Annotated in this window: 16 protein-coding genes; 11 read left to right on the top strand and 5 right to left on the bottom strand. The window is 66.0% G+C overall.

The genetic code is table 11. From position 1 onward, the window contains the following. Positions 1-3: 3 nt before the first annotated feature. Positions 4-1,545 carry a helix-turn-helix domain-containing protein gene (locus AB0L06_RS31085; protein WP_500234686.1) on the bottom strand — a complete coding sequence of 514 codons (1,542 nt, stop codon included), beginning with the start codon at positions 1,543-1,545 and terminating at the stop codon, positions 4-6. A gap of 195 nt (positions 1,546-1,740) precedes the next feature. On the opposite strand from AB0L06_RS31085, the gene AB0L06_RS31080 reads away from it, so the two are divergent. The 11 genes from AB0L06_RS31080 to AB0L06_RS31030 all read left to right on the top strand — a co-directional run bounded on the left by AB0L06_RS31080 (position 1,741) and on the right by AB0L06_RS31030 (position 10,948). Beyond that, the gene (locus tag AB0L06_RS31080) at positions 1,741-2,460 is read left to right on the top strand and encodes a hypothetical protein (RefSeq protein WP_500234685.1); all 720 of its coding nucleotides are present in this window, start codon (positions 1,741-1,743) and stop codon (positions 2,458-2,460) included. Continuing rightward, positions 2,460-3,137, top strand: a complete 678-nt coding sequence (locus tag AB0L06_RS31075; RefSeq protein ID WP_500234684.1) for a dTMP kinase — start codon at positions 2,460-2,462, stop codon at positions 3,135-3,137. Before AB0L06_RS31080 ends, AB0L06_RS31075 begins: the two co-directional genes overlap by 1 nt. Beyond that, the gene (locus tag AB0L06_RS31070; protein ID WP_500234683.1) at positions 3,137-4,006 is read left to right on the top strand and encodes an isocitrate lyase/phosphoenolpyruvate mutase family protein; all 870 of its coding nucleotides are present in this window, start codon (positions 3,137-3,139) and stop codon (positions 4,004-4,006) included. Before AB0L06_RS31075 ends, AB0L06_RS31070 begins: the two co-directional genes overlap by 1 nt. Positions 4,007-4,029: 23 nt before the next feature. Beyond that, complete coding sequence (locus AB0L06_RS31065) at positions 4,030-4,488, top strand: NUDIX domain-containing protein (protein WP_500234682.1); 459 nt, start codon at positions 4,030-4,032, stop codon at positions 4,486-4,488. Then, positions 4,482-5,159, top strand: coding sequence for a TylF/MycF/NovP-related O-methyltransferase (locus AB0L06_RS31060; protein ID WP_500234681.1), 678 nt, complete (start codon positions 4,482-4,484; stop codon positions 5,157-5,159). Before AB0L06_RS31065 ends, AB0L06_RS31060 begins: the two co-directional genes overlap by 7 nt. After that, the gene (locus AB0L06_RS31055; protein ID WP_500234680.1) at positions 5,156-6,097 is read left to right on the top strand and encodes an NAD(P)-dependent oxidoreductase; all 942 of its coding nucleotides are present in this window, start codon (positions 5,156-5,158) and stop codon (positions 6,095-6,097) included. Before AB0L06_RS31060 ends, AB0L06_RS31055 begins: the two co-directional genes overlap by 4 nt. A gap of 47 nt (positions 6,098-6,144) precedes the next feature. Beyond that, the gene (locus AB0L06_RS31050) at positions 6,145-6,972 is read left to right on the top strand and encodes a hypothetical protein (protein ID WP_500234679.1); all 828 of its coding nucleotides are present in this window, start codon (positions 6,145-6,147) and stop codon (positions 6,970-6,972) included. 30 nt (positions 6,973-7,002) lie between these two features. Continuing rightward, positions 7,003-8,901: a radical SAM protein gene (locus tag AB0L06_RS31045; RefSeq protein ID WP_500234678.1), complete on the top strand. Its 1,899-nt coding sequence runs from the start codon at positions 7,003-7,005 to the stop codon at positions 8,899-8,901. Beyond that, on the top strand, positions 8,898-9,638 hold the full coding sequence (locus AB0L06_RS31040) for a hypothetical protein (protein ID WP_500234677.1): 741 nt from the start codon (positions 8,898-8,900) through the stop codon (positions 9,636-9,638). Before AB0L06_RS31045 ends, AB0L06_RS31040 begins: the two co-directional genes overlap by 4 nt. 119 nt (positions 9,639-9,757) lie before the next feature. Then, positions 9,758-9,925 (top strand): hypothetical protein, encoded by a 168-nt coding sequence (locus AB0L06_RS31035; protein ID WP_500234676.1) that lies wholly within the window; start codon positions 9,758-9,760, stop codon positions 9,923-9,925. Between the two features lie 102 nt (positions 9,926-10,027). After that, positions 10,028-10,948, top strand: coding sequence for an aKG-HExxH-type peptide beta-hydroxylase (locus AB0L06_RS31030; protein ID WP_500234675.1), 921 nt, complete (start codon positions 10,028-10,030; stop codon positions 10,946-10,948). A 441-nt stretch (positions 10,949-11,389) separates the two neighbouring features. On the opposite strand, the gene AB0L06_RS31025 is transcribed toward AB0L06_RS31030, so the two are convergent. The 4 genes from AB0L06_RS31025 to AB0L06_RS31010 form a co-directional block, all read right to left on the bottom strand. Beyond that, positions 11,390-11,812, bottom strand: coding sequence for a hypothetical protein (locus AB0L06_RS31025; RefSeq protein ID WP_500234674.1), 423 nt, complete (start codon positions 11,810-11,812; stop codon positions 11,390-11,392). A gap of 114 nt (positions 11,813-11,926) precedes the next feature. Beyond that, positions 11,927-12,439, bottom strand: a complete 513-nt coding sequence (locus AB0L06_RS31020; RefSeq protein WP_500234673.1) for a hypothetical protein — start codon at positions 12,437-12,439, stop codon at positions 11,927-11,929. A 447-nt stretch (positions 12,440-12,886) separates the two neighbouring features. After that, positions 12,887-13,078, bottom strand: coding sequence for a transposase (locus tag AB0L06_RS31015; protein ID WP_500234811.1), 192 nt, complete (start codon positions 13,076-13,078; stop codon positions 12,887-12,889). Between the two features lie 20 nt (positions 13,079-13,098). Continuing rightward, the gene (locus AB0L06_RS31010; RefSeq protein WP_500234672.1) at positions 13,099-13,542 is read right to left on the bottom strand and encodes a transposase; all 444 of its coding nucleotides are present in this window, start codon (positions 13,540-13,542) and stop codon (positions 13,099-13,101) included. Positions 13,543-14,088 lie beyond the last annotated feature (546 nt).

The raw sequence follows: 14,088 nt of genomic DNA, 5'->3' as shown, positions 1-14,088 counted from the left end.
AAGCTATCGGTTCAGGGAACGCTGAGAGGCGACGAATCGGCACGCCATGTCCAGACCTTCCAGACCCATCAGGTGGCTTCGGGGACGAGCCAGGGCGCGCGTTCCCACGGAGGCGAGCTGGCGGCAACGCCGAGTGATCCAGCCCCAGTCCAGTTCGAGGTACTCAGCGGTGGCGATGAGGCGGTCACGAGCGAGAGCGGCTGCCGTGACCGAATGCGCCGCGGTGTGTCCGATGGCGTCGGCAAAGGCATGCAGCTCGGCCGGTCGCATGGTGTGCCTGAGCTTCGACACCGCTTCGGCTCGCACCCAGCTGGCGATGATGGCGCCCCGACGAGGTATCAGGACGAAGCCGTCGGTGTCCGCGAGATCGGGGACTTCGGTGATCCAAGTGGTGACCCCCAGGGACTCCATCAAGGCGATCGCCAGAAAGAGCAAGACGCGCTCGTAGCCGGGAGATCGGGCGACCGCTTCCGCTGGGATGCAGAAGGCCCGGCCGATCCTGGTCTTCGTCCCAGGGACTGGCGGGGCTGTTCGCCGGAGGTAATCGAGTTTGTGTGTGAACAGGAGCCAGGTGGCCGCTTCCTCGCCGGTCTGCTCTCGGGTCCAGAAGACGGGTGTATCCCCGAGCGGGCCGCATTGGTCAAGGATGTAGCGAGCGCTGGTCTGCGAGCCGACGAACATCAGGGAACCCGGCGTCAGGTCTTCGTCTCGGACGGCGCTGAACAGCGGGTCGAGATCGGCCCCACCGGTGAGCGGCAGGACGGCGTGGAGACCGGCGTCGTCGCCGAGCAGGGCGGCGTCGAATCCTGCGACCGCCCACACGATTCCGAACGTGAGGTCGTCGAGCTCGTATGCGGCGGGAACGCGGAGTAGGCGATCGCGTTCACCCTGCGCGGCGTTCGACTGGGTTGCGTAGCGTGCATCGGCAACGAACTGCCGGCTTGCCCCGTCGACCGTTCGGGTGACAACGAGCAACGCTCGCGTGGGGGTCCTCAACCAGCCGTCCAGCTCGGCACCGCGCCTGATGTGGAGCTCATTGCCGTGGAAGGAGTCGGCGTTGAGCGTGAGCGTGGGAAGGGTCCCGTCTATGAGGCTCTGGCCTGCGGGAAGATGCAGTTGCCGCGGTCCGGCGCTGGCGCCGGCGCGCGACGTTGAGGAGGAGACCTCGATGCCCGGCGGGGTCTTCTCGGGATGGCTGGGGAGCTGGCCTGCCAGGTGCTCGGGAAAGTTGAGCACTTGTGCCCACTGAAGCACCCTGCGCCGGTCCTTGATGATCCTTTGGCCGCGTTCCAGGCGACTGATCTCGGACTGATCGCTGCTGACGATCCGGGCGAAGGCCGCCTGCGAGAGCCCGGTGTGGCTTCGGATGAGGCGGCAGAGGGCTCCGAGATCCCAAGCGGCGACTGCTTGCTGGACCGGCGCTTCGTCCCAGAACTCAGGAGCGATGTGCAGTCCGCGCTGGCAGGGCGCACATTTGGTTCCAGCGCTGTAGCGGCTCAGAGTGCTCCCGCAGGACGTGCACCGCCGCTGTTGGCTGCTGTCCACATGGACATCGTTCCCGGCGAAGGTCCGTCGGGGCGACCAATCTCAGGACACGCATAAACGCCCATCAGCGCGGCCCGCGCTTTTGGTGACCATGAGAGGAGAAGCCCCACGGGCCGGACGGCGAATACCGCCAGCGTGGCCACTCGGCAGGAGGGATCTACCGGGATGAGAGCGACAGACTCTGGCAGGGATTGTGTGGCTCCGTCGCTGAGATCGGCCTGGCAGACCCTTGCGGACGGGCTGCTGATCCAGCGGCTTCACCTGCACCAGGAGGAGTGGCGCAGGGTCGTCCGAGAGGTGGAAGAGCTGCCGGACATCGGCGGCGTCTCGGTGACAGGGCTTGCCCGGCCACCCGCTGCTCTCCCCTCCCCGGAAGCAAGGGTCCTGTTGGAGAGAGCCGGCCTCACGTTCTGGTGGTCGCTCCCGCAGCAACACAGCGTGGACGGCAATGCCAGTGCCCCCTGTCTCGCGCGGGCGGTGACGCAGGTTCGCATGCGTCTGATCCCCGACGGCACTGCAGCCCCATGGGCTGAAGCGGCGGTGGCGGCGGTCGAAGCGAGCGCGTGGTGGGTGGGGTTCTTCGCCCTCATCAGGCACCGCGGCGTGCGGCCCTTGACCTTGGAGCCGGATCCGTACCCGATCCAGGTCCAGGTCCTGGAATGCGCGGTCAGAGCAGTGTCCTACGGCCTGGCCAACCGAGTGCTGGCCGTCGCTCTGCGAGCGCGGGATGACGAATTGGCCCGGCGCTCCTACTGCGAAACCATCGCGGCGTCTCTCGAGGCTGAGAGGGGTGTCCCCGCCCTGCTGAGTGACCTGGACGAGCTGCGTCTGGTGGACCTGGTGACCACGACCGCTGTGTGGCGCAGCCAGTTCACCAAGTACGCGGGCGGCACCGGAGCAGGGCAGGTCGAGTGATGACGAATCGTCACCCCTTCATCGCCATCGAGGGCTTGGACGGCACCGGAAAGACCACCCTTCGGAAGGGTCTGTTCCGGCTGTGGCAGGGACTGTTCGACGTCGCCCCGCTGTGTCTGCTGACCACGAACTTCCTGTCGCCTGAACACGCTGAACAGATCGTCGAGGGCAAGTACCGGCCGTCCGCAGACAACCGCGCCGCGCACCTGGCGGCCATCGTCGAGGACAAGAACCAGACGCTGCAGCGCCTGGTCCGCCCGCAGCGCGGTGTGCGGCCGGTCATCGCGGACCGGTGGCTGTTGAGCGATCTCGCCTTCTTCGCCGTCAAGCACGGAGCGCGGGCGCAGGACACCTACCGAACGTTGGCGGAGGGGCTGGTGGATGGGCCGGACGCCACCTTGCTGTTGGAGCTTGCCCCCACCGATTCCATGCGAAGAGCCAAGAGCCGGACCGGGGAAGCCGTCCGAGAGGACTGGGATGTCCACGACGTGCAGTCCAGACTCCACGACGCGCATGAGGCGGTCGTCGGGTCTTCGGGATCGTTCCCTCTGCTCGGCACCATGGTGCGTCTGGACGCCACCCTCACCCCCGCGGAAGTTCTCCATTCCGCCTGGACCTCGCTTGAACGACTCGGACTGATCCCCAGCTTGTCCGCCGATCTTGAGAGGGAGAGCTGATGCCGACTTCCCGCGCGGTGGTCCGACTTCGCGAGTCGCTCGCCTCAGCAGACTCGACACGGCCCCTGCTCGCAGCTGGCGCCGTCAACGCGATGGCGGCTCGTCTGGCCGTGGAAGAGGGATTCGACGCGCTCTGGGTGAGTGGCCTGGAAGTGTCCGCCTCCCTCGGCCTGCCTGACGCCAACGTGCTCAGCGTTCGCGATCTGGCCGACGTGGTCACCGCACTCGGGCGCGTGGCCACGCACCCGGTGATCGTGGACGTCGACAACGGTGGGGGCACTGTCGAAGGCGTCGCCCGGATCGCTGCCGATCTGTACCAGGCCGGGGCAGCCGCCATCTGCATCGAGGACAGCGCCTACCCAAAGTGCAACAGCTTCGCCGAGCACTCCTCCCAGAAGCTGGCCGCCGAAGAACTCGTCGTGCGGCAGATTGAACGCATCCGCCAGATCGTAGGAGACGGCCTGGTCGTAGTCTCCCGAACCGAATCCCTGATCGCCAACGCGCCCTTGAAGCTGGCCGTGGAGCGATCGGTGCGCTTTGTTGAGGCGGGGGCGGAAGCCGTACTGATCCACTCCAAGGACCGGACAGGTTGCCAGCCGCTGGAGGTGGCCGCCCGGTGGAGGCAGGCGATCCCGCTGGTGACCGTGCCCACGGCCTTCCCCCAGCTCACCGCCACGGAGTTGGGCGAGGCCGGGTACCGGCTGTGCATCTATGCCAACCAGTTCAGCCGGGCCGCGCTGGCCGGCATGCGCGCCGCGGCTCGCCAGTTCACCCGCGAAGGCACTTTTCGTCCCAGCGCCGAGGCTCCGCTTGCGGCAGTCGGTGATCTGCTGCGGATCGGTGAGCCGAGCGCGTTGTCCTGTATCTGACCCATGTCTGAAGGAGCCCTGTGATGCCCCTTCCTCGCATCAGCGTGTCGGTGAAGTCTGCGGTTCTTCACGACGACCAGATCCTTCTCCTGTCGTATGACGATCACGCCGGGTTCCACTACAACCTGCCCGGCGGCAAGGCGAGAGAGGGAGAGGGCCTGCGCGCCGCGGTCCGTCGCAAGGTCCGGCAGGAGACGGGGCTGAACGTGGCCGTCGACAGGCTCCTTCTGGTGACCGAGTACGTCCCGGCGTCCTGGAACGCAGAATTCGGAACAGTCCAGAAGACTCAGTTCACCTTCCTGGCCGAGCCGCAGGACGGCGTCAATCCCCAGTTCTCCAGCCCGCCTGACCCACTCCAGGTCGGCTTCGAGTGGGTGTCCGTCAGCAAGCTCACCGAGGTGTTCCTGCTGCCCCGGATCAACGTGCCTCTGGTGGCCGCTCTCCAAGGCCGACTCAGCGATCCGTTCATCGACAGGTGGTGATCCCTGTGGACGACGAGGTCCGCGAGTGGCTTCTTACCGAACACGCGGGCACGGTCTGCGCTGACCGGCTCAACGTCATCGCCGACGAACTCGGCCGCCTGGTCGACCGGGACGTTGACGGGGCGATAGTGGAACTCGGCTGCTACCGCGGCGCGATGGCTCTGTGGATCCGCTGCGTCCTGGATCAGCTCGACGGGGGCCGACGCGAGGTCCACGTCTTCGACTCGTTCGCCGGGATGCCGGCTCCTAGTGACCAGGACTCCGATCACCTCGCTGAAGGCGAACTGTTCTCTACTCCACAGGACGTCCTGGACACTCACTCCCGCTGGGGCCGGACCCCACCGACGATCCACGCGGGCTGGTTCGAGCAGACCCTCCCGGACGACCTTCCGGCCGTGATCTCTTTGGCCTACCTGGACGGCGACTTCTACGAGTCCACCCTCACCGGACTGCGGGCCTGCGTGCCCCGGCTCACCCCCACCGGGGTGCTCCTCTTGGACGACTACGCCGACACCGCCGTCAACCCCAAGGCGTGGAACGGCCTGCCCGGCGTCAAGCGGGCGGCAGACGCTTTCTTCGGCGAGCCGTCTCCGGTCGAGGTCGTTATTGGTGACGGGGATCTCGCCTTGGGCCGATTCCTGGCTCCCGCTTCCAGGGAGCTCGGCCGATGACCCACACCGTCCTCATCGCCAAAGGAACCGCTGACCTGGACCGACTCCAACGCGCCTGCCCTGATGTCGAGGTGATCGAGGTAGCGGACTTCGAGTCCCCACCTGGAGCCGCTCGGGCCACCATCGCGGCACTGCGCTCTGGCACACCGCTGGGCCGTCGGCAGCTCGGCCGGCTGCCGATGCTTCAACACGTCCTCCGAGCCGGATCGGGAACTGACAACATCGACGTCCGCCAACTCGACCGGCGCGGCATCATCCTGCACCGCAACCCCGACGCCAGTGCCGCCGCCGTGGCCGAATGGTGCCTGGCTGCCGCACTCAGCCTTGCCCGCCGCCTCCCCTTGGGGCACAACGGTCTCGTCCAAGGCCAACACCTCAAAGACGCCTGCCTGGGCACGCCTCTGTCAGACCTCGACGTCGCAATCTGGGGTGCGGGTCCTGTCGGGCGAGCGACAGCCGAGCTACTCGCCCCCTTCGTCCGCCGGGTTTCCTTCGCTTGCTGGCCCTCCAACCAGTACGAGCTGCGGCAACTACCGGCCCGAGTCCTTGTCCAACGCGCCGACCTCCATGTCCTAGCCATCCCGCTGCGGCCTGAGACTCGAGGACAGTTCGGACGGGACTTCCTCACCGCGGTGGCCGACCGTCGGCCTCTGGTGCTCTGCGCCGGCCGAATCGAGACGCTCGACGTCGGCGCGTTCCTGCGCACGCTCGACGCCGAGCGGATCACTGGTCTCGCTCTGGACGCGATCGACCCCGAGCACACAAGTCAAGTGAACGTGTTGACGGGTCCGCGGAACCTGCTGATCACCCCACACATCGGCGCTCAGCGCACCGACGTGCGCCAGGAGCTGGACGCATGGCTCACGCGGATCATCCGCTCGATCACCGTCGACTCGATGCCTCATCCAGACAGCGAAGCTCGCGGGGAGAGCCAATGACCAGCGACTCGGTAGGCCGCCGCCTTGGCATCGCGAGGCGGACCGCCATGGCTCTCCAGACCGCCAATCCGGGCGTGACGGTCAGTTTGGAGGGCGCTCTGGCGTGCGGGCTCGCCCACGCCACCAGCGATATCGACCTTCGGCTGGTGGGCGACGAGCCACTGCTGCCCGAACCCGGCTCATGGACCACCAGCGGAGTACGGATCGATCTCCAGGTCTCCACCACACAGCGGATCGAGGAGTTGCACCGACTCCTTCACCGCTTCGACGTTCGCGCCGACGATCTCGCGCTCTTCCGGCGGATCCGCAAGGACCTCCCCAGGCTCACCAGTCTGCGGACCGCCAAGCGCTTCCAAGCAGGCCAATGGATCCCCATCGTCAACTCCAGGGAGGCCGCGATCTACCGCTCCTGGGCCGTGGCCGACCGCGCCGAGACGGTGGCAAGCCTGACCGAGGACCTCATCGGTCTACTCGAGGACGGCCTGCACGCCTCGGCTGATCTGGTCTTGGACCGCCTGAGCCTGACCCTCGCATCGGCCGAGTGCGCCGCCGCTGGGCTCCCCCTGCTCGGAGAGAAATGGCTCCCCCTCATCGCCACCCGAACGTGGGATGCCAGCCGACCGTCTGTCCCCCGGCGCGACTCGGCCTGGGAGTGGTTCCGACCAGTCCAGCAACGCCTAACTCGTGCCCTCTTGTCCTGCCATCCGGTCACCGACCGCGACGGCGCGTCGCCTCCTGCGCTGGCCCACGATCCCCGATGGCTCCCGCAGCGCTATAGCGACGGCTGGTTCCTGCGGCGTGCCGACGACCGCTTTCCGCTCACCGACTCGGCCCTGCTCGCTTGGGCCAAGCACCTGGAGTCCACGACCGCCTGACCACCGAGAACTCTGCCCTGGAGGTGAGCGTTGTCCACCGCGCCGCCCTCGAACGACCTCGATGCCCTGTACGCGCGACTCGATCCCGCCGACCACGCCGCGGCTGTGTCAGTGATCCTCAAGCTGCGGGGAGAGACCTGCGACATCGACTGCCTGTACTGCTTCGAGAAGCGCAAGGAGTCGCCGGGTGGACGCCGCATCGACGCTGCGCAAGTCCACCAGCTCGCTGCACTGTTCGCAGAACGACCTCTCGCGATCGAACTCCACGGCGGGGAGCCACTCACCGCGGGCAAGAGCGCGGTCGTCGAGGTCCTGCGCGCGCTGGCGTCCAGCCCGAACGTGATCCGGGTCAGTCTTCAGACCAACGGGCTGCGCCTCGACGATGCATGGCTCGACTTGTTCGACGAACACCTGCCCTCGTTGGAGATCGGAATCTCCCTCGATGGGGACGCCCAGGGAAACAGTTGGCGAGTCGACTACGACGGAGCTCCCGTCTACCCCAGAGTCGCCGAGAGCCTGCGGCTGCTGGAGCGCCGAAGCCGAAACGCCTCGCTCATCTGCGCTGTCACTCCGCAGGTCCTCGGACGGGCCGACGAGATCGTCGACCACCTGGCGTCCTTCTCAGCCGTGACGGCGATCAGTTTCGTCCCCTGCTTCGACAGCTCAGTGGTCACGCCGACTCGATCAGCATCCAAGCGAATCGGCGCGAGCAGAGTGCGGCAGGCCGCAGCGATCGGACCATCCGGACCGGCTTGGGCCATCACCCCGCCCCAGTACGCTGAGTTCATCCTCACCGCGGCCGTCCACTGGGTCCGCGCCGGATGGTTCCGCAAGGTCAAGCTGGACCCGGTCGTATCGGTGATCCGTCGCCTTAGGGGCCTGCGCACCGGCTCCTGCCACTTCGACGACCTCAAGTGCGACCACATCTTCACGCTGTATCCCGACGGCCGCCTCGGCAGCTGCGACGAGTTGCCATGGCCCCAGGCACAACTCTCCCGCCTTCCACTCCTCAACTCACAGCAGGACGTACGGCACGCACAGGACCGCTCGCGCCTGCTCGCTGACGCCCATGCCCTCATCGCGCCGTGTGTCACGTGTGACTATCAGGACACCTGTGGAGGGGGCTGTATGGCCGTTCGGCGCCGGTACTCACACGCCGACCTCGGCGACGTCTATTGCGACCACCGCATGCGACTGGTCGACGGCGTCGCTGCCCTGCTCGCACAGCCGGATCACCCCGAAGCGGTCTGGTGCACCAGGCTTCGCTGGCGTCCGCACCAGCCGAACCAGATGCGCGACGTCGCCGCGTTCCTGCGTCGTTGGGACGACCCATTCGCTTTGCGACAGCGAGCCCGGCTGCGCACCAGCGTCGTCGGCAACATCAACACCGTGGGCCTCCCAGGAGTTCACGAGGCGGATGACCTCGACCCCAGGCACCCGCAGTGGCGCGCAGGCATCGAGCCGGGAGTCTTTCCCCTCGTCCAGGCCATCACTGAACGTTGGGGCTACATCACCTACGACAGCTGCCAAGGACACCCCGCCACCCCGAACACACCGCAGCGTGAGCTGTCCGTCGGCATCCTGCCGCGCGACCCAGCCGAAGCCGCCGAGATCTCCGCCGACTTGTGCCGACTCGCCGCGCGAGCCGGTGACCACCTGCCCCCTGAATGCAGGGTCGAGCTCGGTCGCAACCTGCTTCTCTGCACCACCACCGGGAACCGGCATCCAGTCCTCGACCTGCGGCTGGCGCCAGTGGCCGACAGCCGGCCAGATGACTATCTCGCCGCGCTCCCCACCAGCAGTCAGCTCCTCACCGGGCTCATCGACCGTGTCGACGAGCGCCCCTCCGGTGACGCCCGATTCCGATGCGCGTGCCCTCCCGCGGCATCGGAGTCGAACGCCTTCGACTCGACGGAGGTACACCCTTGATCCACATCGCAGAGACCCTGTGTGTCCACACCGTCGAAGACTTCCTCGACCCCGATGAAGTGCAGTACCTCAACGAGGTCATGAACCTCGTCCTGGCCCAACGGGGACGCGATTCCTTCGACAGCGCCCGTACCTCCACGATCCACGAGGTCCCCGGCCTCACTTCCGGTCAAGCCCGCGCGCTGTACGAACCCTGCGGACGCGTCGAACTGACCGACGTCCCGGCCGCCGCCGAAGCCATCCTGAACAGGGCCCTCGGGCGCAACCGCGCCTCGATCAGGCGGAACCTGCCGTCGGTTGAGGGGCATCGTCCCTGGATCTTTCTGGAGTATCAGGCCGGTCAGTACGTCAGCGCCCACGCGGACGGCATCGCACCCAGCCCAGCCGCCTGGCCCCGACAGATCGCTGCGGCAAGCGTCAGCATCGAGTTCACGCCCGACGACAGCGGCTGCTTCTACGTCGAAACCAGCGGAAGCGAGTCCCCCTGGGTCCCACCGGCCCCGATTCCTCACGCCAACTACGCGCCCGGAATGCGGTTCGTGTCCGAGGGCACCGACGGCTCCTCAGCCTGGTTCAGCGCGATGAAACGCACCCGTTGGACCGTGCGCCCCGCAGTAGGCGCCCTGGTCGTCTTCGGAAGCCAGCTCATCCACGGCACCGAGCCCGTCAAGGCTGGGCGAGTACGCAAGTTCCTCACCCTCCTGACCGCCGAAGCGCCATCCCCCGAGCCTCCGTGAGGCAATCATGCACCGGAGCCGCAGCCCGCCACCGATCCCGCCTCCTTCGAGACGCCCCGATCCGCCACGGCCGCCATGGCCGAGGTGAACCATCAATCCCCATCCGCCAAGGAGGACAGGTGAAGGAGAAAGACCAGTTCAGCGAGTTCCTCGAAGCCGTGGACACCCTGTACGACGACGCTCCGGTGCGGATCACGGCCCACACCTCCAACGCGTCGGCGCACGGCTGGAGCCCTTCCCGCTCGGAGCAGACCGCTGAGGAACCCGGCAACGACATCGAGCAGTGACCCATCACAGATCACGGCGCGTCCGGCACCGGCCAAGCAGCCCCTGCCGGACGCACCGCCGCCCAAGGAAGCATGCCCGTGGCTGATCTCTCACACCCGCCCATGACCGAGCAGTTCTTCGATCTCCTTGGCCTCCAAGCGCGGAGAGCATGTCGAACGCAGCGCATCGCGGAAGTCCTGGGCAGCAACCTCAGCGGACCTGGCGCAACCGGCACAGCCGTCGCCGACGCCGCCGCCCACCACCTCCTCGAGGGAGCTCGGCGGGCCGCCACCTGCCGCGATGGTGGCCGACTCTCCTGGTACCAGGAGACCGTACTTCACGATCTCATCCACCTGACTTCCATGAACTCCGGCATGGGAATGCGCCTCCTGCTCAACCCGGCGCCCAGTCGGCTCCTACAGTCCCCGATTTCAGACACGGCGTACTACCTCATCGCGCCGGAGACCTGGCCTGCCCCAACCGCGCTGCACGGACTACTCGCGACGGCACTGACCTCGGCCCAGAAACACGGCTTCGGCAACCTGGTGGACCAGCACGCACCGATCATCTGCCTGCTCGAGCAACGGGACCTGCGCACAACCCTCTTCAGCTGGAGCATCACGCGTCTCCCCGGCACCGTCTTCACCGACTACACCACCACCGCCGAAGTTCTCGCGCGTGACCTCATCCACGAGGCTGGCCACCACTGGCTCAACGAAGCCCTCGCCATGGAGACGGTCGCACTTCCCGACGACATCACCTTCTACTCACCATGGCGCGCAGAAAGACGACCCGCCTTCGGGTTCCTCCATGCCTGCTGGGCGTTCTCCCTCACCACGATCTACAGTGCGGCCGCCTTCAACGACGCCTCACCACCTGCTCGCGCCTTTCTGGCGGATTACCTGGCTGAACAACGGTGGCTCCTTCGGGCTGCCCTACCCGCCTTCACCGAAGCTGCCGCCCTGCTCACGTCTGCCCTCCTGCAGGAGCGAGTATTCTCTGCCGTCCAGACCGCCCTGCACTGCACAGCCGGGGACCACTGATAGAGGTCCCCTGACCAGTGGTGACCATGACGTTACGTGGGGCCTGCCCAGGGCTAAGGAGCAAGCCCACCGTTCCCCTCACTCACTGATGTGGAAGTTGCCCCAACCGCCAGCTGGGTGGTGCCGGAACGGCCGCCTGCGGCCTGAGCTGGAGAAGAGACTCACCGCCGCCGGGTGCGGCAAGCTCGCGGCAACCACCCACTGAGGTAGCTCAGCAAGACACCCCCCGTCCTCCGCTTTCGGCGGTGGACGGGACGCTCCTGATATGTCTTCCCGCTAACAGATTAGGGCTCGCACCCACGCGGTATGCAGGCGCAGTCGGCCTTACGTTCGGAGTGCGAGGAAATGGCGTAGCAGGTGTCGGGCGGAACCGCGTTGCAGGGGCAGGGCTGCCGCTCGACGGTCCGTCGTCACCTTACGCGCCGCGCAGTCGAGAGGATCTCACTGAGGATCGAAGCTGTAGAAGACGGGGTTGGTGCCAAAGAACCATAGACTGCCACTTTTCGCGACTACCTGAACAGTCTGGCCGACGAAGGTGGTGAATGAGTACACCGCGCACGAGCCCGGCGTCAGTGCGGGGGTGGTGACCCAGCCATACTTGGTGCGGCCTTGCGAGTCCATGATGGTCACCCAGTCGTTTCCGCCCGGCGGGTCCGGGGCCCAGACCGCAAAATAGAAGGAGTTGGTACTGGACTGGTGATTGCAAATGTAGGCGTACGGGGCAGTCCCGTAGTTGTAGGTGCCGATCTCGACACCGTGTTGCGTATAGCTATCCGAATCAGCCTCGGCAGTACCCGAGGCGACGAGCGTGGTGGAAACTGCCAAGACCCCGGCAGCGGCCGACATGGCAAGCCTGTTTCGCATGATTCCCTCTCGGATCCTGTCGGTTCTTGAAACCCTGTCCTGGCGAGTGCGACTCATTGCACGTGTGCAAGCCCCCATCTGCGGTTATTTGCGCCTCGGAGCCAAGTTCGGCGATCAGCAGTCCCCGTCCCAGCCGCCTCCGGTGTCGGCGCCGTACGAGAATCCATGCCAGTCCGAATCGAAGTAGATCGAACAGCCAGTTTGATCGTCCTTGACGAAGCCGCGCGCCTGGAAAAACTTTGGCGGGGCATAGGCTTTGAGGTCGACCATGTTGATATCGACCCTGTTGTCGAAAGTTCCACTGTTGTCGGCATGGGAGATGACGTGCGCACTGGAATCATTGACCCCATCACCGGCCACCAGATCCACGGACAGAACCTGGTGATCACCGTAGACACCTGCGCCACCAATCGAGGCCCACACATTGTAGCCACAGGAGTCGTAAAATAGACTAATGCGACCCAGGGTGTTTCCACTCGAGGATTGGAATGCGATGTGAGAGCCGGGCATCAATTGATCTACTTCACACGGCGTCTGGGCAACAGCCGCAGTGGCCGGGATGGCCGACAGCGAAAGCGTGGTCAGGCTGATGGCCATCATGCGTAAAGCGGCTTTCTTGGGCAGCATTTTAAACTCTTCCTGCTCATGTGGGGGGGGGTGGCGTCACGCGAGGAACATGGAGGGTGGATGGAACTTCCCCAATATGAATTTGAATCCAGGCACGCGTCAATGGTTTTTCAGCGGAAAGGTGATGGATGACCAGGTTCGGCCGAGAAGTTCGGCGACCGACATCTAGGCGCTCGATGGTTAACACTGGTTCACTTTTGCGTGGACACTTGGCTCTTTGTTCCTAAGTGTCGCCCGAAACCAAGTATTCTGGCGCGCCTTACAGGGTTTTGCTTGGTTCTGGCAGCCGGGTTCTCCGTAGGGTGCCGTGCGATTCCCCACAGCGCACTGCTGGCAAGGCCAGGATCGCCTGGCCAGCTGATCGGACCTACAAGGTCGGCAAGGCCATCCGGAGCAACGCCGTCTACACCGACAACGTCAAGCAACGTTCCATCCACCGCTCGGCGGTCACACACTGCCGACAGCCGCTGATCGAGCAGCGAATGGCCGAGCGGCCCGCCGTCGTCGAGATACCTGGCCGCAATAGCCCTGATCGGCCCAGATGCGGCCGAGTCGGGGCAGGTCGGGGCGGGCGCGTGTCAGCAGTACCAGCGCGCCGTCCCGGTCGCTGACATTGGCGGGGCTGACGCAGACACCCAGGACCGTGCCGAACGTGTCGGTCAGCAGATGCCGTTGACCCCGGGCACCTTCTTGGCACCGTCGTACCCGTGCAGGCCGCCCCTGTCGGTGGCCCGCACACTCTGACTGTCGATGATGCCGGCGCTTGGCGCGACCTCGCGCCCCCGGTAGCGGCGTTCGTGTTCACGCAGGTGGGTCAGCAGCCGTTCCCACAAGCCGGCGATCCGCCAGGACCGCCAGTAGTGGTAGACCGTCTGCCATGGCGGCAGGTCCCGCGGGAGCATTCGCCAGGCGCACCCGGCCCGCACCCAGTAGGCCAGCGCGTTCACGATCTCCCGACGCGGATGCACCGGCGGGCGAGCACACGGTTTCGGAGGCGGAATCAGCGGCGCGACCAGCGCCCACTCCTCATCGGACAGATCGGTCGGATACCGGTGATGGGCTCGCATCACGCCCTCCACGTCAGGGCGCGACTCCACCAGCATCCCCGACCTAACCCTGCTGAGCCACCCTCGCCCCGGAGTTGTGCTGGATTCAGGACCGGCGGGTGACCCACCCAGACCCTACTCCGCCACCCCGCAAGCTTCACCTGGTGTTCCGATGTCCATCACACCCGAAGTCCGCGCCCACCTCGCCAACCATGAGTACGACGAGATCGCAATGGCGTGTACGAGACCGGCATCACCGAATGGGTGAACTGGCGCAAGCTCGGCGCCCTCTCACTGTTCCCCCTGATCGCTGCAGCCGCAGCGGACCTTCCAGTCCGGACGCAACGATCGCGTCCCCCCCCTGCTGCCACCGGCTACTGACGACAACTACACCTAGAAATAGACAACCCCTGCCAAGGTGCGCGGCCAAGTAGGCAAAGGACAACCTCGCGGCGGGGACATCGCAGTCACCGTGAGCTGCCACAGCTCCGAAAACGCCCCTCTTGCGGGTGAAGACCGCCAAGAGGATCTGCCGCATGTGGTGGAGTTTGGGAGGTGCCTCACGCCGACGACAGAGGCCAACCAACACAAGCCCCGCACCTT

It is taken from the genome of Spirillospora sp. NPDC052269, from assembly GCF_040679435.1.
GTDB lineage: Bacteria > Actinomycetota > Actinomycetes > Streptosporangiales > Streptosporangiaceae > Spirillospora.
Note: the sequence above shows the minus strand (reverse complement) of the source record. Positions and strands in the feature narration are given on the sequence as shown.

What these genes read in the sequence shown, in the direction of transcription:
- AB0L06_RS31075 (WP_500234684.1), top strand. Translation starts at nt 2,460, where the DNA reads ATGACGAATCGTCACCCCTTCATCGCCATCGAGGGCTTGGACGGCACC.
- AB0L06_RS31070 (WP_500234683.1), top strand. Translation starts at nt 3,137, where the DNA reads ATGCCGACTTCCCGCGCGGTGGTCCGACTTCGCGAGTCGCTCGCCTCA.
- AB0L06_RS31065 (WP_500234682.1), top strand. Translation starts at nt 4,030, where the DNA reads ATGCCCCTTCCTCGCATCAGCGTGTCGGTGAAGTCTGCGGTTCTTCAC.
- AB0L06_RS31055 (WP_500234680.1), top strand. Translation starts at nt 5,156, where the DNA reads ATGACCCACACCGTCCTCATCGCCAAAGGAACCGCTGACCTGGACCGA.
- AB0L06_RS31050 (WP_500234679.1), top strand. Translation starts at nt 6,145, where the DNA reads ATGGCTCTCCAGACCGCCAATCCGGGCGTGACGGTCAGTTTGGAGGGC.
- AB0L06_RS31030 (WP_500234675.1), top strand. Translation starts at nt 10,028, where the DNA reads ATGACCGAGCAGTTCTTCGATCTCCTTGGCCTCCAAGCGCGGAGAGCA.
- AB0L06_RS31025 (WP_500234674.1), bottom strand. Translation starts at nt 11,812, where the DNA reads ATGCGAAACAGGCTTGCCATGTCGGCCGCTGCCGGGGTCTTGGCAGTT.
- AB0L06_RS31020 (WP_500234673.1), bottom strand. Translation starts at nt 12,439, where the DNA reads ATGCTGCCCAAGAAAGCCGCTTTACGCATGATGGCCATCAGCCTGACC.
- AB0L06_RS31010 (WP_500234672.1), bottom strand. Translation starts at nt 13,542, where the DNA reads ATGCTGGTGGAGTCGCGCCCTGACGTGGAGGGCGTGATGCGAGCCCAT.